The following is a 22,645-nucleotide window of genomic DNA, read 5'->3' on the forward strand; positions in this document are numbered from 1 at the left end:
CAAAAGACGCTTCATCCCAGTAGGGATAAGCGTCTTTTTGTATGTCAGCCAAGCCAATGGAACAGGCGGTATGGCGCCGTTTCGTCAGGGGAAGGAAACAGGGGCTGAGCCGGAAGCAGCAGCTCTGGGGATAAAGCTGTCGTAAAGTCGCCTTTCGGTGCAGTAGCCTTGGCGATCTCCACCTCCGTGCCTTTGGGAACCAACGGATAGAGCGCGGCAATATCGCTGTTGGATAACCGAATGCATCCCAGAGATTGATTTTGCCTGATTGATTCTTCGTCTAGGGTACCGTGAATCGCTAGGCCTCCCATACCGAGCGCGGCGGCGCCATAGACCCCGGGCTTACTGCCCTGCGGTTCAAGAACCCTCTCGGAGATGAAGAACCTGCCTGCCGGCGTGAGGTTGTTCCGGCCAAGTCCAACGGGTGCTTCCGCCAGCAAAAGCGGACCGGCCGCAAGCCGCAGAGAATGAGAGGATGGGTTCACGGTCAGCGTCAATGGAACGTAAGGATAGGCTGCTGTATCGGCCGCTGTGTTGGGGTAAAACATAGATGAGGGTTCATCAGCCGATGTATCGTATACCCAACCTCCGCTGCGATCAAAAACGGTTCGGACATTCGCCGAACCGGATTCCGTTTCTATAGGCAGAAAGCTTAAATAATTGTTAGGGTAATCTTTAAGCAGCAGGTCGATGGAAGCAGGAGGATTTCCGTGATCCGCCACATAAGCCAGAAGAGCGGTCCGGACCAGGTTGGCGCCCGCGGCGGTATGAAGCTGCTGCAGCTTCGAGTTGAGAAACCGGATTTTTACGGCGGTATCGATGGCCGGGTTATATTCCGCCACGACAAAGGCTTTGCTTTTAGACTCCTCGTTCGTTAGGGGCATTGCTTTATTCTCAATGACCGTTACAGGGGAAGCCATGCCGTAAATACGAATGCTGATCATCGGATAGGTTTCGGAGAGATTCATTGCTTTGATGTGCAGTGCTTTTTCCACTTGCTCGCGGGGGTGACCGTAAGGGAAATGCATGACAAACGGTGTCTCCACGCTTTCATAGGTGACTTCCTTGCCGATTGACCACGGCAATACGACAGATACCGCCTTGGATACGGTCGTGGGCCCGTAAAGGGCCGCAAACAGCAGAAGGTTCAACAAAAGCAGTGCGATAAGAAGCGTTTTCATAAACAGAGGAATGGCCGAGCGCGTCCTCCTGTTGGATGAAAAAGGGCCAGCTTCCAAACGATGAGCCGATACTGCCGAATGCTGGGTTTTATCCAAACGGCGAATCGCAGCGGAAGCAGGATAATAATAAGGAGAAGGCTGCGTCTTCATCGCTGCTTTGTAATGAAAAATAGCTTTAGCCGGTTCTCCTCTATGCTCGAATTGCTGCCCTAGCCGATAATGCGCTTCAGGCGAATGAGGATCAAGGTAGCGGAGGACCTTTTCGTGATAGTTCGGGTCCTTGCGGTTCACGTACACATTCTTATGAAGGTGAACCAGATTGTCCGCTGCCGGGGGTTTGAAACGATCGTGAAAATGCTGCATATCTATCCTCCCGTATTTCTTGATTATATGATACAAATAGTATCATATAATCAAGAAATACGAAACGAAATTCAATAATAATATACAATACGTATCTAAACCTGAGTATTTAAAAAGATCCTTGTTTCCATGATCCCCTCAATTTTGGCTGAACCATGATTCCATAATTGTGTATAAATCTCATTTATTCCTATAGTTAGCCAGCTTCTTATTTGTATATATGCGACTGTCCTACCATATACTTAGAAGGTAAAGTAAGGCCTCAAAGGAGTGAGTGGGGATGAAGCTGTTAACGGTGACTTTGACAAAACGTACGGATGAGCAGGCGGATCGGCTGTATCGACTGCTTCAATTTTCCGGCGGGATACTACATAATAAGGAGCACATCCATATCGCTCTGGATCGGCGGGATGGCTTGCATCAGATAAAAGTCAGCGGAGTGGCGCCTGCATTTCGGTTAGAGGAAGACGGCATTCGATTATATAAAGAAGCGGCGGAGGTCCTCGCGGACTATTTACTCGAGGAAGAGGAACCGGAGATGCTTCGCAAGATGATTAAACATGACTTCCATTATCATCAGGTTGACGAAGTGGAAGGAATCATGGCCTTTTGCGGGCAAACGCTGTGCGGTGAAGGTCAGTGGTGCGAAGGGAACGGCAAAACGGCAGCTTATTTAAGAAGGAAGCAGCAAATTACAGCTGAGCTTTATGAATATCTTGAGAAGCATGAGGAACTGAATTTGGACGGATTGGTGCGGTTTCGGCTGCAGGCTTACAGAGGTGAGCTGCGGGATGTAGTCGAATACGCGATCGACGAATTTGTAATGGACCAGCAGTATCAGGAATTCATCTCGCTGCTGCAATATTTCGTCTATATACAGGAGGCCAAAATACCGTTCGTGCATCTGATCCATAAGGGCGGCAGCGAATTTATGCTGCTTAACGAGCGTATGGAGACCTTGAATACCGATGAAACCGATGCGGTCGTTACAGTGGAGATGCTGGAGAAGGAAATGAATTTTGAAGATATGATCGTTAGTACGTTAATTACAGTTTCTCCTCAGCAAATCTATATTCACACCAGAGAGCCGGAGCTGCAGGTGATTAAGACGATCACGCAAATATTCGAAGATCGGGTAGAGCTGTGCGGATACTGCAGATTGTGCCATAACCTTGACCGTGGAGCAGCAGCTGAATATAATAAGGGATAAGGCTAGGATCAAAGACATGAGCGATTGAAGTGCTGTCCAGAGAGAGGGGACCCGGCTGAAATCCCCTTCAGTGAACGACAATTGGTTTTACCCCTTTGTAGCTGTGATATGGAACGACGACCGTGATGCCGGATGTAACACCGGAGGGCGTCCAGTATATGTCACCGGATCATTCCCGTTACGGAATGTCATGAGGATTCGTGAGCTTGTTGTATTGCTTTAATAGACGGCTTTCGAATCGAATTAGGGTGGAACCACGAGCTAAGCGCACTCGTCCCTTTACGGGATTATGATGCGCTTTTTTATGTTTTCTAAATCGGATTGAAATCGGAGGTACAAGAGTATGGCGGTAAAAGTAAGTTTTCCGGATGGCGCGGTAAGGGAGTTTGAACAAGGCGCTACGGTGGAGGATGTCGCGGGCTCCATTAGCTCGGGCTTGAAGAAAAATGCTGTGGTAGGCAAGATGAACGGTAAGCTGGTGGATTTAAACACGCCGATCGAAGCGGACACACCGCTTCAAATCGTTACATTGGACAGCGAAGAAGGGCTTGAGGTATACCGGCACAGTACGGCGCATTTGATGGCGCAAGCGATCAAACGCCTGTACGGGGAGAAGAACGTTAAGCTGGGGATCGGCCCGGTCATCGAAGACGGTTTCTACTATGACATCGATATGGAGGCTTCGCTGACACCTGAGGATCTCGTGAAGATAGAGAAGGAAATGGAACGGATCGCACAGGAGAACTTGCCGATTCGCCGCCGTGAAGTCAGCCGGGAAGAAGCGGTACGCATCTTCACTGAACTGGAGGATCCTTTAAAGCTGGAGCTGATTCGTGATCTTCCGGGGGATTCGGTAATTACGATTTATGATCAAGGCGAATTCTTCGATCTTTGCCGCGGTCCTCATCTTCCGTCCACTGGCCGGATCAAAGCCTTCAAGCTGCTGAGTGTAGCCGGTGCTTATTGGAGAGGCGATTCCAAGAACAAAATGCTGCAGCGGATTTACGGTACGGCCTTCCCGAAAAAAGCGGAGTTGGACGAGCATTTGCATCTCCTGGAGGAAGCCAAGAAACGCGACCACCGCAAGCTCGGCAAAGAGCTGAAAATGTTTACCTTCTCCAATGAAGTCGGCCAAGGGCTGCCTCTTTGGTTGCCTCACGGAGCGAAGCTTCGACGTACGATGGAGCGTTACATCGTCGATTTGGAGGAACGTTTAGGGTATCAGCACGTGTATACGCCGGTGCTTGCTAACGTCGAGCTTTACAAAACCAGCGGTCACTGGGAACATTACAGCGAAGATATGTTTCCTAAGATGGTCATGGATAACGAAGAGCTGGTGCTGCGCCCGATGAACTGTCCGCATCACATGATGGTGTATAAAAGCGATATGCGCAGCTATCGCGATCTGCCGGTACGGATCGCCGAGCTTGGCATGATGCACCGTTATGAGATGTCCGGCGCGCTGACCGGTCTGCACCGCGTTCGGGCGATGACGCTGAATGATGCGCATATTTTCTGCCGTCCCGATCAGATCAAGGAGGAGTTTGCCCGCGTCGTGAACCTGATCCGTCAGGTATATGAAGATTTCGGGATTAAAGAGTACCGTTTCCGCTTGTCTTACCGTGATCCGAAGGATACGGAGAAGTATTTCCAGAATGACGAGATGTGGGAAATGTCGCAGCGTATGCTGCGTGAAGTAGTGGAAGAGCTCGGCCTGCCGTTCTTTGAAGCGGAGGGCGAAGCGGCCTTCTATGGTCCAAAGCTTGACGTGCAGATCAAGACCGCTCTTAAGAAAGAAGAGACGCTTTCCACTGCACAGCTGGACTTCCTGCTGCCGGAGCGATTCCAACTAGAGTACGTCGGCGCCGATGGTCAAAAGCACCGTCCGGTCGTTATCCACCGCGGCATCATCTCTACGATGGAGCGCATGACGGCCTTCCTGCTGGAGAATTTCGCAGGTGCGCTGCCGACATGGTTGTGTCCGGTTCAAGCTAAAGTGCTTCCTGTATCAAGTAATTTCGAAGGCTATGCTAAGGAAGTGGAGGAGAAGCTGAAGCTCGCCGGCATTCGTGTAGAAGCGGATGTGCGGAACGAGAAGCTCGGTTACAAAATCCGTGAAGCACAGCTGGAAAAAATTCCATACATGCTTGTTGTGGGCGAGAATGAGGTCCAATCGGGAAGCGTGTCGGTACGTAAACGGGGACAAGGCGATCTGGGCGCTCAAAGCTTGGAGAGTGTCGTTGCGCTGATTGAGGAAGATATCCGTTCAAAGCAAGTATAATAGAAGGAATACGAACCGCCAGGCGATGAGCCTGGCGGTTTTCATTTGAGGAACGGGGAACTTTTACATGAAAGGAAATATTTATTAAATTGGGATATACATCCTAATTCTAATCACTCTTTTTTATCAACTCAATGAGATTGAAGGCTGTGTATAACTTTGTCCACATAACCCACCGTATGAATACACATTAAACGACGGTTATTAACAACATACTCACAGGTTGTACACATATCTATGTGGATAACAGAACGCTTGTTCTAGCTTTGGCTGCGTGTTAATATGATTGTAGATTACAGGATAAGGTGATAGATCTTATGAAACAGATCAGTAATGAGATGTTGGTGGATTCGTATTTCAGAGCTATTGATTTGCAGTTGGAGAAAGAATTTGTTGAATTGTTGCTGGATGAGATTAGACACCGGCAAATCAACTTAGACTACTACAGAGCAGGTGAAGCCCAGGTCAGTTGACCGGGCTTTTTTTCTTTTTTTCTGTGATATAATGATTATCAAATCATTAGTTTGGGAGCGTTCATATGCAGAGTCAGACAGTCATTGTAGATCATCCGCAAGGCTTTCATGCCAGACCTGTTGCCCGTTGGGTGAGCCTTGCCCAGACATTTCACAGCGATATTACCGTGAAGTTCGAAAGCAGCACCATTGACGGTAAAAGTGCGCTAGGGCTCATGGCGCTCAGCATAAAAAGTGGAGCGAAGCTGGAGATTTGTACGAGTGGTCCGGATGAGCAGGAGGCGTTAGCGGCGCTCGTCTTATTGGTTCAAAATCATTTTCAAGCTTGACACTGAAGGTATGGAGGCATAAAGGCACGTTATCCGCAATCGGCGCGATGGGCATGATCCGTGGAGGTCCGGACTCGAGGAAGCGCAAACCTTCATTGATTGGGCATTAACGAAGCAGGCGCAGGAGCTTGGCAAGCAGGTAGGGAATTACCAATGGCTAACGAACCGGGAAGCGGTATCTCCTGAAGAGGCGGTCTCACTCGATGTGCTCCAAGTCATTCCCTACGATCAACAGTGGGCGGGAGATAACCGCAGGCGGCTTATCGAACGTTGGGTCAAAGAAGTCCTTGGCAGCAGCTAAACATAAGGGCATACCCAGTAACGCAAAAAACGGACCTTGCTAGTCCGTTTTTTGCGTTAAGTTCTCATATCCGCCAACATGCTTACAGCTTCATGTTCGAGCTATGTCCGGGGGAGAGCTTAGCCGTAGGATCGATGTATACTTTGGCATTGTTGATGGCCGTAGGTGCTTCACCGAAACCGACGGCGATCAATTTCAGCTTACCCGGGTAAGTGGTGATGTCGCCAGCTGCGAAAATGCCGGGAATATTCGTTTCCATGCGGGAATCTACGATGATCGAGCCGTTGTCGATCTCAAGTCCCCATTGTGCAATAGGACCAAGCGTGGAGACAAAACCGAAGTTAACAATGACCGCATCCACGTCAATGACCGTTTCTTCGCCGGTTTTGATGTGTTTTAGCGTCACTTTCTCGATCAAGCTGTTGCCATGCAGTGCGGTGATTTCCGTCGGTGTGACCACGTCGACCTTGGATTTCATCAAGTTCTCTACGCTGTGCTCATGTGCGCGGAATTTATCGCGGCGGTGAATCAGCGTCACCTTCTCGGCGATGGGTTCCAGCATCAGCGCCCAGTCTACAGCGGAATCCCCGCCGCCGCTAATGAGCACCTTTTGTCCTTTAAACTGGTGAAGATCACTGACGAAATAATGCAGGTTTTTCTTTTCGTATCGGGCAGCTTCGGGCAGCTCCAGTCTTCTCGGTTCAAACGCGCCGACCCCGCCGGTAATGATGACAGCCTTGGATTGATGAGTTCCTTTGTCCGTAGTCACTTCAAACAGCCGCTCGTCTTTTTTCTCCACCTTCTGTACTTTCTCTTCCAGGCATACTTCGATGGGAAAATGCTTCATTTGGGTGTTTAAATTGTTGACCAGTTCTTGCGCCGTTACTTTAGGAAATCCAGCCACATCATAAATGTATTTCTCCGGATAAAGAGCAGCCAATTGTCCTCCGAGCTGTGGCATGCTTTCAATCAGTTTTACGGAAGCCTGCCGCATCCCTCCATAAAAAGCGGCAAACATACCTGCAGGGCCTCCGCCGACGATAATCACGTCGCTTATTTCGTTACTCATGAAAAAATAACACCTCCGATAATCAATCTTTTATATTATAAACTTTACACCCCTAGTATGAAAATAAGAAATGCCATTTGCAATGACTGATTAAATTGATTAGCCCGATAAAGTTTTTGTATAGCAATCGACAAATTTTGCAGATTTCACGGTTGTACACCCGGTATTGTGCCGATTTTCCTGCTTTTTTAACCAAATTAGGGCTTGCTATTTGCACAATAAAATTATATTATTTTTGTGAACTGGTTAATACCGTTGTTGAAGATATGCTTTAAACGCTTATATTTTCATTCTCCATTGCAAAATATAAAGGAATGAAACTATTTTTTGGCATACATTGTGTAATTTTTCACAAACGGTTTTGTAGCTATATAATAAAGTAAATATGGGATGGAAGGGATAGAACCATGAGTCGAATTCCGAGAATAGTCATTTTGGGCGCTGGGTATGGAGGCATTGTAACGGCTATTCGTTTGCAAAAAGAGCTGAACTACAATGAGGCTGATGTGACGCTGGTAAACAAGCATGATTACCACTACATTACCACTCATCTGCATATGCCTGCAGCAGGTACGGATAATCCTGAAAATGCAAGAGTGAATATTTTGAAGCTCATCGACGAGTTTAAAATTGACTTCGTTAAATCCACTGTCGTTCAAATTCGTCCGCAGGAGAAGAAAGTCATTCTTGAAGAAGGAACGCTTTCGTATGACTATTTGGTAATTGGTCTTGGTGGCGAACCGGAAACATTCGGTATTCCAGGTCTAAAGGAGTACGCTCTGAATATTCGTTCGATCAACAGCGTCCGTTTCATTCGCGAACATATCGAATACCAATTCGCCAAGTTCAAGCGCGAGCCTTCCCGTACTGAGTACTTGACTTTTGTAGTCGGCGGCGCAGGGTTTACGGGCATCGAATTTATCGGCGAGCTGGCTGACCGAATTCCTCAACTGTGCAAGGAATTCGACGTGGATCCTTCCCTTGTTAAAATTTATAATGTAGAAGCGGCACCGACGGCATTACCGGGATTTGATCCGGAGCTGGTCGAGTACGCAATGGATGTTCTGAAGAATAAAGGCGTAACGTTCAAGATCGCTACAGCCATCAAAGAGTGCACGCCGGAGGGCGTTGTGCTGGCCACTGGCGAAGAGATTAAATCCGCGACGGTCATCTGGACTGGCGGTATTCGCGGAAATCACATGTTGGATGAAGCTGGCTTCGAAACGATGCGCGGTCGCATTAAAGTGGATGAGACACTGCGTGTGCCGGGGCATGAGAATGTGTACGTCTTGGGCGATTGCTCCATCGTGATGAATCCGGAAGGCCGCCCATACCCACCGACGGCGCAAATCTCTATGCAGCAAGCGGAAGTGTGCGCAAGCAATCTAGTGGCCCAAATTCGCGGTTCCGAGCTAAAGAAGTTTGAATATAAGCCAAAAGGAACAGTGGCGTCCCTTGGCCGCGGCGAAGCGATCGGAATTGTCGGTTCCAAGAAAATTAAAGGCGGAACGGCTGCGATCATGAAGAAAATCATCGATATGCGCTACCTGTACATCATTGGCGGAATTCCGCTGGTCATCAAGAAAGGAAAGTTCTAGGTCGTGAGACACTGCAGCGTTCAAGTTCGGGGGCTGCTGACGCGGAATGAGCTCGACAGGTACAATGCGCTGATGGACGTCGGCCATTATTTGGAGTCGCAGGAGCGCTATGATCTGGTTCATACCGTACAGAAGGAAATCGATATTCTGATCCTCCCCGCCATTGAGCGGTTGAAGGAGAAGTCACGGCAGCGCGACCGGGATACGGAGGAGTACCTTCGCCGCAAAGAGCTTGAAAAAGAGCTTGAGCGATTGGCAGCAGACGACGATGAATAAAATAAAACCTTATCGCAGATCGGTTTGTGGCATGGACCGATTGCGATAAGGTTTTTTGTTATAGTCCGGTATGAATGAAATGCAGGATCTAGAGCTTCAGCATCGATGCCATTTTGTCTTGATCAAGCAGGTTGCCGACGTAGAATTCGCCGAACTCGCCGAAACGTGCGCTTGTCTCGTCAAAACGCATCTCGTAAACGATCTTCTTGAATTGAAGCGCATCATCTGCGAATAGGGTTACGCCCCATTCCCAATCGTCCAGACCGATGGAGCCACAAATGATCTGCTTAATCTTTCCAGCGTAATTGCGGCCAATCATGCCGTGGCCGCGCATGAAGCTGCGGCGTTCCTCCGTGGAAAGCATGTACCAGTTATCGTTGCCTTCACGTCGCTTATTCATTGGATAGAAGCAGATATGCTTAGCTTTTGGAAGCGTTGGTTTTAATCGGGCAAGGATTTCGGGATCCTGCATCGGGTCAGTGCCAGGTTTTGCCATGTATCCGCCTAGCTCAACAATAGAGACATAGGAATAAGTCGGTAACGTAACTTGTGCGAACAACGTTTTGTTAAACGCGGTTTCAAGCTCGTTCAATTCTTCCAGCGTTTCGCGAAGGTGCATGAACACGAAGTCGGCCTTTTGTCCGATGACGGAATAAAAAGCGGTGCTTCCCTGCTTTTGGTCTTCCGTATTTTGATACTGGCTCAATAGGGTGTACAGCTCATCCTCGGCACGGGCTCTTTCATCGGCCGTCAGGCTCTTCCATGCATTCCAGTCGATCGCGCGGAAATCGTGCAGGCAATACCAGCCTTCCAGTGTGGATACGGCTTCACTCATGATGGACAACTCCTTTATACTAAAATCATTCTATGTAATTTCGAGGTCGCTTGTTTCATTGTAGCGAAATCGGCTGTAAAGGGCAAATGACAGACCGTGACAAAACAACGAACGATTTGTGTCCGTGTCTTATATTCCATAACCGTTCACTTTACCGGGCCCTCAGGTTTATTATAAAATAGATTTGATAAGCTTGCGTCACGTACGAAAAGAAAGGGGCTGTCCGGATTGCTGCAATTGATTATCGTCACCATGCTGTTGTTCGTGCTTTTCTTCGGGCTCGGTTTTATTCTAAACATGCTGATGAAAACGACCTGGTTTCCCATTTATGGATATATTGCTCTGGTCATCGGTTTGGTCATCTATTGGGAATGGGGTACCGGCTCGCTTGGCGCCAACTTGGCAGAATACTCTATTGTCGACTATGTGCCCGCTATCGGCGGTCTGATCGGCGCCATCATCAGCGGCTCGACGATCAAATCTCTTCGGGAAAAAGGCTATAAAATGTTTTAAGTTTTACGTTTCTGAACTTCCTTACTTATTCCCCTCAAGGCCCTGCCATTTTGGCGGGGCTTAAGTTTATTTAAGGTGATTTGGTGTGGAGCGGAGAGTCGTGTAACTGCCGGAGAGTTTACGTGCCGCCTTTGAAATCGGGTTTTTACCGCTAGGAAGTTCAATGAATACCCGATTTCAAGAGCGGCCGGAGGCAGTTAGCACAAGCTAGCAGCGGAATGCCAACAATCACCATAGCACTTCAGTCCCGCCAACATCAGCATAGCCTTCTTTTTCTTCTACACACCTTGTCGATTCCTGTGGTAAAATGGAGAGTGAGACTGACAACACGGATGGAGCTTTGAACGAATGCGAATAACGAATTTGCTGCATTTTTCCGAATATCACCGTTTCTATGTCGTACGGGATTTCGCGTTGAGCAGCTTGGATTATAAGGTGCTGACTGCGGTTTACCAGCCTATGATCGGGGCGTATGCCCTGAGCATATATTACACGCTGTTTCATCAGCTGGCAGCCGATAAGGCAGGCTGCTCCGAGATAGAGCAGCAGCGCAAGCTCTTTCTGGCACTGGAGCTGGAGGCAGGGGAAAGAGGCAGAAAGCATTTTGTCGAACAGACCTCTCGTCTTGAAGCAGTAGGGCTTTTGAAGACGTCGCGCCGGTTTGCAGCGGCTTCGGAAGATTATGTATACGAATATACGCTGTATGCGCCTGAAAAGCCGGCGGATTTTTTCCGGAATCAGCATTTGACGCTGCTGCTGCGGGATAAGGTTGGTAAATATGCGGTCTTTGCGCTGCGGGACGAGCTAGTACGGCCGGAGCCCGATGAACTGAAGGACGCCAATGCGGAGAACTTATCCGTACCGTTCTACGAGCTGTTTCGGCTCAATACTCAAGTCGTTGATTATGAGCTGGAGCAGGCTTTCTTCGAGTCAGCCGCAGCTGAACCTGCGGAAGGGAAACCGGAAGTGACCTATAAGGGTTACCAATACGCGGAAATCATCATGCATTTCCCGCGCGAATCCTTAAACCGGGAGTATGTGGAGCGTCTCAAGTATGAGACGGAACAGATGGCTACCATTAATTTTGTGGCGAAAAAGTATAGTTTATATCTGACGGACGTTTGCCGTTTGCTGGATGAGGACGGCGTATTTGACGAAGAAGGACGGGTCGTTCTGGAATTGCTTCAGCATAAGGCGAATCAAGTATTCCGGGCGGATAAAAAACGCAGCGACGACCGTACTCGTATGCTGGCCAAAGTGAATGATAAGCAGGGGGATTCAAGCCGCGACGGCGATGAGGACGGTCAATCCACTGGGGATAAAATCGTGGAGATGGAATTTTATCTGGACGTGCCCGATATATTCCAAGGCGAATGCAATCAGCACCAGTACAATTATATTTTACGTAACGAGCCCTATACATTCCTGTTAGAGAAAATATTCTCCAAAGGTTCGGTGCCGGACGGGCTGCTCGATACGCTGTCCAAGGTCGATTTGAATTACGGGTTGCGTGAAGAAGTCATTAATGTACTCATTCATTATATTTACGTTAACAAACGTTCATGGTCCAGGACATCCATTGAATTCAGCGTGACGGACATGCTGGGGAAGCAGGTTAGTTCGTTCGAACAGGCGGTTCAATATATCCGTGAGCAGATGAAATATACGGACAAGAAAGCGTCTCGAAGCGCACAGAGCAAAAGCGGCGGGGGCACAGCAGCGGCAAGGGGAGGCCGGGGAGGAGTACGTCAGAAGCCGGTCATCCCGATTGTCAAGGATGCGCCTGCTGCGAAACAGCGAAGCGAAGCCGAACGGGAGGCGCTCCGCAAAAAAGCCCAACAGCTTGACGGACAGAGGTAGTCTGTCTGTTCTGATTATGGGTTAATCGGAAACCATGGGGGAGGTGGAGCCGGTGGAATCGTTAGGAGAGCTGCTGCGCGGCATGCAGGGCCGCCAGCTGTTACAACAAGCGGATGAGAAATTGCAGCAATTGGCGATGGATCCTCTCATCGGCAAGCTGAGGCAAAAATATCCGCAGCTAGATCATCAGACAATGAAGCTCAATTTGAACAAGCTGCACCAATATGTGACGGAATACAACAACTGCTCGAATTGTCCGGGCCTGGACCGCTGTCCGAACGACCTTGAAGGTCATTACTCCATACTGACAGTAGAGCCTGGTGAAGACCGGACGCGCGTCCACGATCAGAAGGTGTCCTGCAAGAAGTTTATCGCGAGGGCAACGCAGGATGCGGTACGCAGCCGGATTCGCAGTTTTTATGTGGATGAACGGGCGCTGTCAGAGGGATATTCGTCACTGGAGATATTAGACAAGGATCCCGATCGGGAAGAAGCGGTCGGGCAGGTCATCGATTATATTTTCAGGGTGAGGGAGAGCGGACTGCAATCAACAGGTCTTTACCTCGCAGGACATTTTGGAACAGGCAAAACCTTCTTAATGTGCTACCTGCTCTATGAGCTGGCCAAAGACGGGTATTCGGGAGCGATCGTGTACATGCCCGATTTTGCCGAGGATTTGAAATCGATGTTCCAGGATCCGATGAAGCTGAAGGAAACGATCGATGTGCTGAAGGAAACGGATCTGCTGGTGTTTGACGACATCGGCGCAGAGAACCTGAATCCGTGGCTGCGCGACCATGTGATGGGAGCGATCCTTAATTACCGGATGAACCGCAAGCCGACATTTTTTACCTCTAATCACGATTTAAACTCTCTTGAGAAGCATTTTAGCTTTACCAGTAAGGATGGGGACGAGGAATACAAAGGCCAGAGGATCATGGATCGCATCCGGCCTTTTGTTGAAGTGGTCATGGTGAATGGATCCAATAAGCGGGGCTCGAATTAAATCGCCTCCTAATTAGATATAAAAAAGCCCTTCTCGCGTACATAGACGACGAGAAGGGCTTTTGGCATGACCGGCTTTGTTTGATGAGTAAATTACTTCACCAACATGGAGATAACAGTAGCCACTACCGCGATTCCGAAAAGAACGATAAAGAATACGCCGAAGCCCATGGCCGTATCCATCAAATCGTCGCGTCCTTCTTCGTACACGTGCAGCTCCGGATGTTTAGGATCGTTCATGTACATTTCCTCCTTCGGCACATAGCCGGGGTGCATATATAAAATAGTATACCCAAATTTCAAAGGGATTGTAAAGGATGGGAAAGTGACAATTGTGCAAACTTTGGCGCGGTTGAAAAAGGCGGACGATGTGGTATACTTTACATGTTGGGCAACCTTATCCGAAAGGAGATATAATTCATGGCAATCGTAAATGTTTCTGACCAATCTTTCACTAATGAAGTGGAAGGATCTGGTACGGTTCTTGTAGACTTCTGGGCTCCTTGGTGCGGTCCTTGTAAAATGATCGCTCCGGTTCTGGAGGAGCTGGATAATGAAATCGGCGACAGCGTAAAAATCGCCAAGGTGAACGTGGATGATAATCCGGAGTCCGCTTCCCGTTTTGGCGTCATGAGCATTCCGACGCTGATCGTGTTCAAAGATGGACAGCCAGTGGACAAGGTTGTTGGCTTCCAGTCCAAGGACGCACTGAAAAACGTACTTAGCCGCTATCAATAATTTGGCAGCAGGCATGTCAGGTGACGAAAAAGCTCTTTTTCTGCTATGCTGGGAAAAGAGCTTTTTTGTTGTGGAAAGGAGGGGAACGCAGATGACTGTATATGAAGGGGAAACGAATCCACTGCAGGATCGGAAGAAAACGCTGGCAGCGATCAAGAACAAGCTGTCGCTCGTTCCGGAGCAGCCCGGCTGCTATTTGATGAAGAACCGAGAGGGCACCGTTATCTATGTCGGTAAAGCCAAGGTGCTGCGCAACCGGCTGCGGTCCTATTTTACCGGCAGCCATACCGTGAAGACGCAGGTGCTGGTTAATGAGATCGTCGACTTCGAATACATCGTTACGGCCAGCAATGTGGAGGCGCTCATTCTGGAGGCCAACCTGATTAAAACGTATTTTCCGCGATATAACGTTCTGCTGAAGGACGACAAATCGTTTCCATATATTAAAATTACGAATGAAAAGCATCCGCGGCTTGAGGTAACCCGCCGGGTGCTGAAGGATAAAGCCAAATATTTCGGTCCGTACCCGAACGCCTTCGCGGCGCAGGAGACGAAGAAGCTGCTGGACCGACTGTACCCGTTGCGCAAATGCAAGACGCTGCCGGACCGTGTATGTCTGTACTATCATCTCGGCCAATGCATCGCTCCATGTGAATATAAGGTAGAGCAGGAGACGTATGACAAGATGGTAAATGAGATCAGCCGTTTCTTGAACGGTGGACACAACGCCATCAAGGTGGAGCTGACGCGCAAAATGCATGAAGCGGCAGAGGAGCTGAACTTCGAGCGGGCGAAGGAATTCCGTGATCACATCGTGCAGATTGATGCGGTAATGGAAAAGCAAAAAATTACGACAACGGATATCGTGGACCGCGACGTATTTGGCTTTGCCGTGGATAAAGGATGGATGTGTGTGCAGATCTTGTACATGCGCCAAGGCAAGCTGATCGAACGGCATGCTTCACTCTTTCCGTATTATGGGGAAGAAGGCGAAGATTTCCTCTCGTTCGTCACGCAGTACTACAGCGAGAATCCGGCACTGCCGAAGGAAGTTTTCCTGCCGGCGTGGGGAGAGGGGCAGACGCAGGAGGGAGAGAGCCAGCCTGCTTCGGAAGCGGGCGATAATGTCGGCTCTGGAGAAGCTGAAGAACGCTTGTCGGAAGCGAAGATCGAGGTCAAGGAAGCGCTGGAAAGCTGGCTGAAGGTGAAGGTGCATATTCCGCGCCGCGGACTAAAGAAGAACATGGTGGACATGGCCTGTGACAATGCCCGGGTAGCGCTTGAAGAAAAGTTCCGTTTGATCGAACGGGATGCGGAGCGCACGGTCAAGGCAGTAGAGAACCTTGGGCATTATTTAGGCACTGGCGTCGTAAAGCGTATAGAAGCATTCGATAATTCCAATATTCAAGGCTCGGATCCGGTATCGGCGATGGTTGTGTTTACAGATGGCAAGCCGGACCGCAAGGAATACCGGAAGTACAAAATCCGCACGGTGCAAGGACCAGACGACTATGAGACGATGCGAGAGGTGGTCAGACGCCGCTATGAACGGGTGCTGAAGGAAGGCCTGCCGCTGCCGGACCTCGTCGTCATTGACGGCGGGAAGGGGCATATCGCCGCTGCGGTGGATGTGTTAGATAACGAGCTTGGACTATATATTCCGGTATGCGGCCTGGCGAAAGACGCCAAGCACAAAACCGCGCAGCTGCTAATGGGAGACCCTGCCGAGGTCGTACCTCTGCCGCGTGACAGTCAAGAGTTTTATTTGCTGCAGCGTATCCAAGAGGAGGTTCACCGCTTCGCCATCACTTTCCACCGGGAAACACGCGCGAAGTCGATGGTCGTGTCCCAGCTTGATGCCATCCCTGGCATTGGGGAGAAGCGGCGCAAGGCGATGTTGAAGCATTTTGGCTCACTGAAAAAAATAAAAGAGGCTCAGCCCGAAGACTTTAAGCCTCTTGGAATCGGTGTAAAGCTTGCAGCGCAAATTATAAAGGCGTTAAACGGCCCGAGCCCGGATGCGGCCCCGGAGCCGGTGACGGGTCTGCCCGGGGAAACGACGGAGGCCGTCGATTGAATCTGGCGTGCAGCCTAGAAAGCAGCCAGCCGATAGCTGCGGGAGCCGCCAAATAAGCTGCGCCGACAGCGACCTGTCCGGGCTCTCCGATGAACATAATCGAGAGCCCCATCAGGATGCTGTTCATGGACGCATGCGTGAACAAAGCGGTCAGAAAGCCGTATTTCAAGAATACATAGCCGAAAATCAATCCAATGACTGTGACCTCCACCAATCGCGTATAAACCGGATAAACGGGATACTGGGTATGGCTCATTGCCCAGATGACGCTTGGCAGCAGCACGGCCAAGAAACGGCTGCGCGTCAGCTTAAGCGTAACGGCAATGCCAAGCAGCCGGTAAACCGCCTCCTCAGAGATGGAAGCGACCCATGCCATTAATGGGAAAACGCCGGGGTAAGTCATATTATAGACAGAGTCTGTCGGATCGCTGACCGTCCACACGTCGAATGCTTCGGCTCCGATGAAGAACATCGTTTGCTGCAATCCGAGAATGAACAAGCAGAGCAAGTACCCTCTTACCGTCGCTTTCCATACCTCATTGCCAAAAACCGTGTCCCTCCATACCGGCCACGGGTTCCATCCGCGGTCGAGCCACAACTGTCGTCCCGCAGACAAAGCCAAATACGTCGAAACGGCCATGGCCCCTACAAAAATATTCGAAAACCACAGGTAAAAGAGAGCGCCGGGTTCGGACGGTCCGCTCCCGTGCATCGTTCGAAACGCAGGCAGCATATTAAAATTGTTGGCGATATAAATGACCAGAAAGAAGAGCGTGAGAAGCGCACCTCGCGCATATAGGATTTCACGGCGGCGCCTAACAACCATGATTAGCGCGACGAGCGTGAACACAAGTGTGATCCCCATGCTGATACGCGTCATGAGGGCGGATCGGTCGTCCTGCGCCTCCTGCCAAGCGATAAACGTATCCGGAACAGGGAATGTCGGCTGAAACGCCGTGACTCTGCCGTTTGCTACTTTAAGGTGAAGCTCTAATGGAGTTTCGCCGATCCGCTCCGTGCTGCTGCGAAAAATCAGGCTTCCATTCCCGGCTCGTGCGGTTTCGCCCGTAAGTGTAAATTGGGCCGGATGATAGCCCATCTCCCGAATAGCGTCCTGCGCTGCCTTCAGCGGATCGGAAGTCGGCGCGCTTACGGAGTCGCTCCGTGCTGCTGAGGATCGGTTCATCATGAATCCGAACACCTGCAGGCTTTTATAATTCACGGCCACATAGTACGTTACGCCCTTCTCGCGGTCGTTGATCTCCACCTCGAAAAATTCAAGGGGGAATCGCTCTTCATATTTTTTCTCGTAATCATCGTACAACTGTTCTTTCAGCAGATAACCGTTTCTCACGGGATAAGATTGGTACAAGGTGTATGCTTCTGTGTCTTGTCCTAATATAAAGCGGCTTTCGATGAACTGGACAGCGGCATCCGCCGCTTGCTGCTTAGTAACGATAGGGTGACCTGCGTGATCGTCCTCGAGCCGGGTTGTCCCTTCTTGAAGGGCGGAGGCAAACGTGACGCCAAGGTACAGCATCAGGCCAAGGACAGCTAGAAGCAGCAATGGAGGTTCGGTTCGTCTTTTCGGCATGAAAGGCTCCTTAGGGGATGGGATAATAACAGTCTATTCTTTTAAGGTAGCACACATGCCACAAGCAAATCCAATGATAACAAGAGCTACACGAGGTAATATTCAGCAAAGCAAAGTGCTGTATCAATAGAAGCGCTTACATATGTCGTAATATTGCGAAATCCGGCGCATTTACGTAAATAAGGGCTTTGTACTTCAATGAAAAGAGGATTATAATTCATATCAATCGAATAATGAGCCGAATTTCTTTAGGAAAACGGGGGAACCATGAGTTTAAGGGGTGAATTCAGCAGGCCGTGAGCCGCTGATAGGGTGCCTGTACATCCGAATCCGTCAGCTAACCTCGTAGGCTTGAATTACAGGAACCTTAATTTGACATTGGGTTTCCAGTGTCTTTTTTTGTTGCCTGAAACACAGAAACAGGGGTGCCATTCATGAAATCCATCACCCAAAAATTCGAGCTTACACCTCCGCAAATTTTGGTCATCGGTTTTGCTTTCATTATCTTGATCGGGTCCATTCTGCTGTCGCTTCCGGTGGCCGCGGCGAAAGGTGTACCGATGCCCTTTCTGGACGCTTTCTTTACGGCCACCTCCGCAACTTGTGTTACAGGGCTTATCGTTGTGGATACGGGCACCCATTTTTCTTTGTTCGGACAGATCGTCATTATTTTATTAATCCAAGTCGGCGGACTTGGTTTTATGACGATGGCCACCTTGTTCGCGTTTGCGCTGAAAAAACGAATATCACTGAAGGAAAAGCTTATATTGCAAGAAGCGCTGAATCAAAGCAGCATGGAAGGCATTGTACGCTTGATCCGTAAGGTGCTTCTCTATTCACTGACGATCGAATTGGTAGCCGCGGTTATTTTCGCTGCACGTTGGTCGGTTGATTTGGGCCCGCAAAAGGCGGCCTATTACGGAATTTTTCATGCCGTTTCCTTCTTTAATAATGCCGGTTTCGATTTATTCGGACCGGTGACGGGAAAGTTTAGCAGTCTGACAGCGTATGCGGAGGATCCCATAATCAATGCGGTTGCGATGGGACTCATTATTTTGGGCGGAATTGGTTTCGTCGTTATGTCGGATCTCATGGATTTTAGAAAAAATAAAAGGCTGTCTCTTCATTCAAAAGTGGTGCTAAGCGCTACCGGCATTCTGATCGGAGTCGGAGCGATTGTTATATTCATCTTTGAATTTACAAATCCAAGAACGCTCGGTTCGCTCAGCTGGTCCGGTAAAATTCTTGCCTCGCTGTTTCAATCCGTTACGCCGCGGACGGCTGGCGCCAATTCACTTGATATTGCAGGGCTGAGGCAGGCGACGCAATTTTTTATCATTATTCTAATGTTCATTGGAGCTTCGCCTGGCTCTACGGGCGGCGGTATCAAAACGACGACCTTTACTACCCTGGTTGGCGCCATGATGGCGATGATACGCGGAAAGGAAGATATCGTTTTCTTTCGTTACCGGCTCGGCAAAGAGAGGATTCTGAAGGCCGTTACGCTTACGCTCGTCGCCATCGCGCTTATCATCCTGGTGACGATGATTCTTGCAACGACCGAGAATCATGCGTTCTTGATGATCTTGTTTGAAGTAACCTCAGCCTTCGCAACCGTGGGCTTGTCGATGGGGCTGACTCCGGATTTATCGGACCTTGGCAAAATTCTCATCGCACTTACCATGTTTGCCGGCCGCTTAGGTCCGCTAACTCTGGCTTACGCGCTGGGACCGAAGACAGAGAAGGAATTATACAGATACCCAGAAGGTAAAATTACGATCGGATAGGGGAACGGAAACATGAAAAACACACAATATGCAGTTATCGGATTAGGGAGATTTGGCTCCAGTCTTGCTATGGAACTCCTTAACCTTGGTCATGAGGTGCTTGGCATCGATATGGACGAGGAAGCGGTGGAGGAGATGAGCGATAAGCTGACGCACGTGGTAGTGGCGGATTCAACCGAGGAAGAGGTCATCCGATCACTGGGGATACGGAATTTCGATTGCGTGGTGGTGGCGATCGGTAACGATATTCAAGCCAGCATCCTTACCGCGATTCTGCTAAAGGATATTGGGGTAAAAACCGTCGTAGCCAAAGCGCTGTCCGAGCTGCATGGTAAAGTGCTCAACAAAATCGGGGTGGACCGCATTATCTTTCCTGAACGGGATATGGGGGTCCGCGTAGCCCATCAATTGGTTTCTCCCAATCTGCTTGACTATATTGAGCTGTCCGATGAATATACGATTGCCGAGCTTGCCGTGCCTAAACGGCTTGCCGGAAGGTCGCTGAAGGAGCTCGACCCTAGGGCGCGTTATGGCTGCAGTGTCGTGGCGATCAATAAAAAGAGCGGTGTCATTATCGCTCCTACAGCCATAGATACGATTGAAGAGCGGGACATCATGGTTGTGATCGGAACGAACGAACAGATTGAGAAATTCGAGGATGAAGTAAATCGATAGTGAACAGACAGATGCAGGTGATTGCTCCTGCGTAACGGAAAGGACGTGCCAGGGTTTGAAACCTGTGTTTAGAATCATGAAGCTGTCGCCCCCGCAAATTTTGGTGTTCGGCTTCACATTGATTATTTTGGCCGGGACGGTCTTGCTTTCACTCCCGATTGCAACGAAAAGCGGGGAACCCATGCCTTTGCTGGACGCCTTCTTTACAGCCACCTCGGCGGCTTGCGTAACCGGGCTTGTGTTAGTCGATACAGGGACCCACTTCTCCACGTTCGGGCAGGTCGTCCTTATTACGTTAATTCAGATCGGCGGTCTCGGTTTTATGACTATGGCGGCTTTGATCGCACTCGTATTCAGACGGCGGATCTCGCTGAAAGAACGTCTGGTGCTTCAGGCGGCGATGAACCAAAGCACCATGGAGGGAATCGTCCGGCTAATACGCAAGGTCCTGCTTTATTCCTTAACTATTGAGATCGTGGCTGCCGTCATTTTTACGATCCGTTGGTCGTTCGAGATGGAGCTTTCTCAGGCGATTTATTATGGGATTTATCATGCAATTTCTTTATTCAATAATGCAGGTTTTGATTTGTTCGGCGGCTTGAACCGACCATTCGGAAGCTTTTCCCATCTTGCAGACGATTGGATAGTTAATTTGGTTGCGATCATCCTGATCGTGCTTGGCGGGATCGGCTTTATTGTTATTGCGGAGTTACTGGAATATCCCAAAACCCGAAAGCTATCGCTGCATTCCAAAGTCGTGCTTAGCACCACGGGAGCGCTCACTGTCGCAGGCGCCATCATTCTTCTGATCTTTGAATTCACCAATCACAAAACGTTCGGCGCTTTAAACGGATCGGGCAAAGCTCTGGCTTCATTGCTTCATGCGGTGACCCCCAGATCTGCAGGGGTAACTACGGTGGACGTCTCTTTGATGAGACAAGCTTCGCAATTTTTTATCATCATTTTGATGTTTATCGGAGCTTCTCCCGGGTCTGCGGGCGGCGGGATCAAAACCACGACTTTCGCCATATTAGTCGGGGCGCTCATTGCCATGATCCGGGGAAAGGAAGACATCGTGTTGTTTCGTCACCGGCTCGGGAAAGACCGAATTCTCAAAGCCATAACGCTTACCATGTTTGCGATCATTGTCGTTGTATTCGTCACGATGCTGCTCTCCACAACGGAGGACCACGCTTTCCTGGTGATTTTGTTCGAGGTCACCTCCGCTTTCGGCACGGTCGGTTTAAGCATGGGCTTAACCCCTCAGCTCAGCGATTTCGGTAAAATTGTCATTGCCCTAACGATGGTTGTAGGGCGGCTCGGTCCAATGACCCTGGCTTACGCGCTCGGAAGTAAACCAGAGAAGGAGCTTTACCGCTATCCGGAAGGTAAAATTACGATCGGCTAAGGCGGATTATAACGAGGGCGATGTCCCTAATATGGTTACTCGCCCATCGGTTTACCTGGCTGGTAGTGGCGAACGGCTTGATCAATGAAGAGACTGATGGAAGGCTGGAGAACGGCATCCTCTGTATACAGCAGAGAGGTCGTTCTTTTTGTTTGCTTCAGCTCCGGTATAAAGCGAACGGTCAATTCGTTATCTTCCATTAAATTACGGCGGAGATACGATTCGGGAAGTAAAGTAGCCGCATTGCAGGTGGAGACCAGGCGCGTGATCGCCTCGAACGAATCGATTTCCATCTTGACGTCGGGATGAACAGCATAGCGATGGAAGATTTCGTCCATCAAGACGCGGTACCAGGTGCCGCGCGAGAACAAGATCATCGGCAGCTCGTTAAGATCATGGACTTTGAGTTCCGTTTTGCCAGTATAGGGGTGACCATCCGGGAGCACCAGACACAGGTGGTCGTCGAACAGGGGCACACAGGTGAGAGCCGGATCCTCGATTTTGGATGCAACGAGTCCTATGTCTACTTTTCTGTCTTTGACGAGCGGCACGATTTCATGAGTTTTACCTGTGATCGCTTTAATATCGGTGTTCGGATATTCCCGCATATAAATCGTAATCAGATCCGGCAGCGTAGATTGCAGCGTAGTCAGGCTTGCTCCGACGATGATGCTTGCAGGCTGCACACCGGTTTTGAATGCCTGCAGCGCTTCCTTCAGCTTGCGCTCCAAACGCTGCTGATCCAGCGCATATTCATAGCAAACCTCGCCAGCCCGGGTCAGCTCCAGGCGTTTGCCTATCCGCTTGAACAGCTTGACGCCGAGCTCTTCTTCAAGACGCATGATTTTACGCGACAGGGCGGGCTGCGAAATATTCAGAAGCTGCGAAGCTTTGTTTAAGCTTTGCTGCTCAACAACGGCAGCGAAAACATCAATGAGTTCCATAGGAAGTATAATCTCCTTTTTTACATATGCATAATTGTTATAACGGCATATAAAAAATAAGCACTTCCATTATAAGCGATTCGAGAGTAGTATGGTATATGTCACTTCCTGTACACATTTTCGCTGTA

Annotated in this window: 20 protein-coding genes and 1 riboswitch; of the genes, 14 read left to right on the top strand and 6 right to left on the bottom strand. The window is 49.5% G+C overall.

Features of this window, described 5'->3' with window-relative positions; all coding sequences use genetic code 11:
* Positions 1 to 44: 44 nt before the first annotated feature.
* Positions 45 to 1,544 (bottom strand): L,D-transpeptidase family protein, encoded by a 1,500-nt coding sequence (locus JOE45_RS21995; protein ID WP_210022352.1) that lies wholly within the window; start codon positions 1,542 to 1,544, stop codon positions 45 to 47.
* 280 nt (positions 1,545 to 1,824) lie between these two features.
* Here JOE45_RS21995 and ytxC point away from each other — a divergent pair, with 280 nt between their 5' ends.
* The 4 genes from ytxC to JOE45_RS22015 all read left to right on the top strand — a co-directional run bounded on the left by ytxC (position 1,825) and on the right by JOE45_RS22015 (position 5,837).
* A complete protein-coding gene (ytxC, locus tag JOE45_RS22000; RefSeq protein ID WP_210022351.1) occupies positions 1,825 to 2,754 on the top strand; it encodes a putative sporulation protein YtxC in 930 nt (309 codons plus the stop codon).
* Positions 2,755 to 3,097: 343 nt separating this feature from the next.
* A complete protein-coding gene (thrS, locus tag JOE45_RS22005; RefSeq protein WP_210022350.1) occupies positions 3,098 to 5,035 on the top strand; it encodes a threonine--tRNA ligase in 1,938 nt (645 codons plus the stop codon).
* A 317-nt stretch (positions 5,036 to 5,352) separates the two neighbouring features.
* Positions 5,353 to 5,508 (top strand): sporulation histidine kinase inhibitor Sda, encoded by a 156-nt coding sequence (sda, locus tag JOE45_RS22010; protein WP_210022349.1) that lies wholly within the window; start codon positions 5,353 to 5,355, stop codon positions 5,506 to 5,508.
* A gap of 65 nt (positions 5,509 to 5,573) precedes the next feature.
* Positions 5,574 to 5,837 (top strand): HPr family phosphocarrier protein, encoded by a 264-nt coding sequence (locus JOE45_RS22015; RefSeq protein WP_210022348.1) that lies wholly within the window; start codon positions 5,574 to 5,576, stop codon positions 5,835 to 5,837.
* A gap of 383 nt (positions 5,838 to 6,220) precedes the next feature.
* Here JOE45_RS22015 and JOE45_RS22025 read toward each other — a convergent pair whose 3' ends face one another.
* Positions 6,221 to 7,207, bottom strand: a complete 987-nt coding sequence (locus tag JOE45_RS22025) for an NAD(P)/FAD-dependent oxidoreductase (protein ID WP_210022347.1) — start codon at positions 7,205 to 7,207, stop codon at positions 6,221 to 6,223.
* A 407-nt stretch (positions 7,208 to 7,614) separates the two neighbouring features.
* Between JOE45_RS22025 and JOE45_RS22030 the strand changes: the two genes are divergently transcribed.
* A complete protein-coding gene (locus JOE45_RS22030) occupies positions 7,615 to 8,805 on the top strand; it encodes an NAD(P)/FAD-dependent oxidoreductase (protein WP_210022346.1) in 1,191 nt (396 codons plus the stop codon).
* A 3-nt stretch (positions 8,806 to 8,808) separates the two neighbouring features.
* On the top strand, positions 8,809 to 9,081 hold the full coding sequence (locus JOE45_RS22035; protein WP_210022345.1) for a hypothetical protein: 273 nt from the start codon (positions 8,809 to 8,811) through the stop codon (positions 9,079 to 9,081).
* 88 nt (positions 9,082 to 9,169) lie between these two features.
* Here the strand turns inward: JOE45_RS22035 and hemQ are convergent, their stop codons facing one another.
* Positions 9,170 to 9,916 (bottom strand): hydrogen peroxide-dependent heme synthase, encoded by a 747-nt coding sequence (gene hemQ, locus JOE45_RS22040; RefSeq protein ID WP_210022344.1) that lies wholly within the window; start codon positions 9,914 to 9,916, stop codon positions 9,170 to 9,172.
* Between the two features lie 228 nt (positions 9,917 to 10,144).
* Here hemQ and JOE45_RS22045 point away from each other — a divergent pair, with 228 nt between their 5' ends.
* The 3 genes from JOE45_RS22045 (at position 10,145) to dnaI (ending at position 13,295) form a co-directional block, all read left to right on the top strand.
* Positions 10,145 to 10,429 carry a YuiB family protein gene (locus JOE45_RS22045; RefSeq protein ID WP_210022343.1) on the top strand — a complete coding sequence of 95 codons (285 nt, stop codon included), beginning with the start codon at positions 10,145 to 10,147 and terminating at the stop codon, positions 10,427 to 10,429.
* A gap of 348 nt (positions 10,430 to 10,777) precedes the next feature.
* Positions 10,778 to 12,289 carry a replication initiation and membrane attachment family protein gene (locus tag JOE45_RS22050; protein ID WP_210022342.1) on the top strand — a complete coding sequence of 504 codons (1,512 nt, stop codon included), beginning with the start codon at positions 10,778 to 10,780 and terminating at the stop codon, positions 12,287 to 12,289.
* Between the two features lie 52 nt (positions 12,290 to 12,341).
* Positions 12,342 to 13,295 carry a primosomal protein DnaI gene (dnaI, locus tag JOE45_RS22055; RefSeq protein WP_210022341.1) on the top strand — a complete coding sequence of 318 codons (954 nt, stop codon included), beginning with the start codon at positions 12,342 to 12,344 and terminating at the stop codon, positions 13,293 to 13,295.
* A 92-nt stretch (positions 13,296 to 13,387) separates the two neighbouring features.
* On the opposite strand, the gene JOE45_RS22060 is transcribed toward dnaI, so the two are convergent.
* On the bottom strand, positions 13,388 to 13,534 hold the full coding sequence (locus JOE45_RS22060; RefSeq protein WP_210022340.1) for a YqzM family protein: 147 nt from the start codon (positions 13,532 to 13,534) through the stop codon (positions 13,388 to 13,390).
* Positions 13,535 to 13,714: 180 nt separating this feature from the next.
* Here JOE45_RS22060 and trxA point away from each other — a divergent pair, with 180 nt between their 5' ends.
* Complete coding sequence (gene trxA, locus JOE45_RS22065; protein WP_210022339.1) at positions 13,715 to 14,032, top strand: thioredoxin; 318 nt, start codon at positions 13,715 to 13,717, stop codon at positions 14,030 to 14,032.
* 91 nt (positions 14,033 to 14,123) lie between these two features.
* Entirely contained in the window at positions 14,124 to 16,109 is a 1,986-nt protein-coding gene (uvrC, locus tag JOE45_RS22070; protein WP_210022338.1) for an excinuclease ABC subunit UvrC, read from the top strand.
* Here uvrC and JOE45_RS22075 read toward each other — a convergent pair.
* A complete protein-coding gene (locus tag JOE45_RS22075) occupies positions 16,021 to 17,703 on the bottom strand; it encodes a CPBP family intramembrane glutamic endopeptidase (RefSeq protein WP_210022337.1) in 1,683 nt (560 codons plus the stop codon). The two genes, uvrC and JOE45_RS22075, sit on opposite strands and share 89 nt — an antisense overlap.
* Positions 17,704 to 17,929: 226 nt before the next feature.
* Positions 17,930 to 18,070: riboswitch (cyclic di-AMP (ydaO/yuaA leader) on the top strand.
* Between the two features lie 67 nt (positions 18,071 to 18,137).
* On the opposite strand from JOE45_RS22075, the gene JOE45_RS22080 reads away from it, so the two are divergent.
* From JOE45_RS22080 to JOE45_RS22090, 3 genes are all read left to right on the top strand, one after another.
* Positions 18,138 to 19,490 carry a TrkH family potassium uptake protein gene (locus tag JOE45_RS22080; RefSeq protein WP_210022336.1) on the top strand — a complete coding sequence of 451 codons (1,353 nt, stop codon included), beginning with the start codon at positions 18,138 to 18,140 and terminating at the stop codon, positions 19,488 to 19,490.
* A 12-nt stretch (positions 19,491 to 19,502) separates the two neighbouring features.
* Complete coding sequence (locus JOE45_RS22085) at positions 19,503 to 20,165, top strand: potassium channel family protein (RefSeq protein ID WP_210022335.1); 663 nt, start codon at positions 19,503 to 19,505, stop codon at positions 20,163 to 20,165.
* Positions 20,166 to 20,241: 76 nt separating this feature from the next.
* Entirely contained in the window at positions 20,242 to 21,573 is a 1,332-nt protein-coding gene (locus tag JOE45_RS22090; protein WP_210023519.1) for a TrkH family potassium uptake protein, read from the top strand.
* Positions 21,574 to 21,608: 35 nt separating this feature from the next.
* Here JOE45_RS22090 and JOE45_RS22095 read toward each other — a convergent pair whose 3' ends face one another.
* The gene (locus JOE45_RS22095; RefSeq protein ID WP_210022334.1) at positions 21,609 to 22,517 is read right to left on the bottom strand and encodes a LysR family transcriptional regulator; all 909 of its coding nucleotides are present in this window, start codon (positions 22,515 to 22,517) and stop codon (positions 21,609 to 21,611) included.
* Between the last annotated feature and the right edge of the window lie 128 nt (positions 22,518 to 22,645).

This window comes from Paenibacillus sp. PvR098 (assembly GCF_017833255.1).
Lineage (GTDB): Bacteria > Bacillota > Bacilli > Paenibacillales > NBRC-103111 > Paenibacillus_G.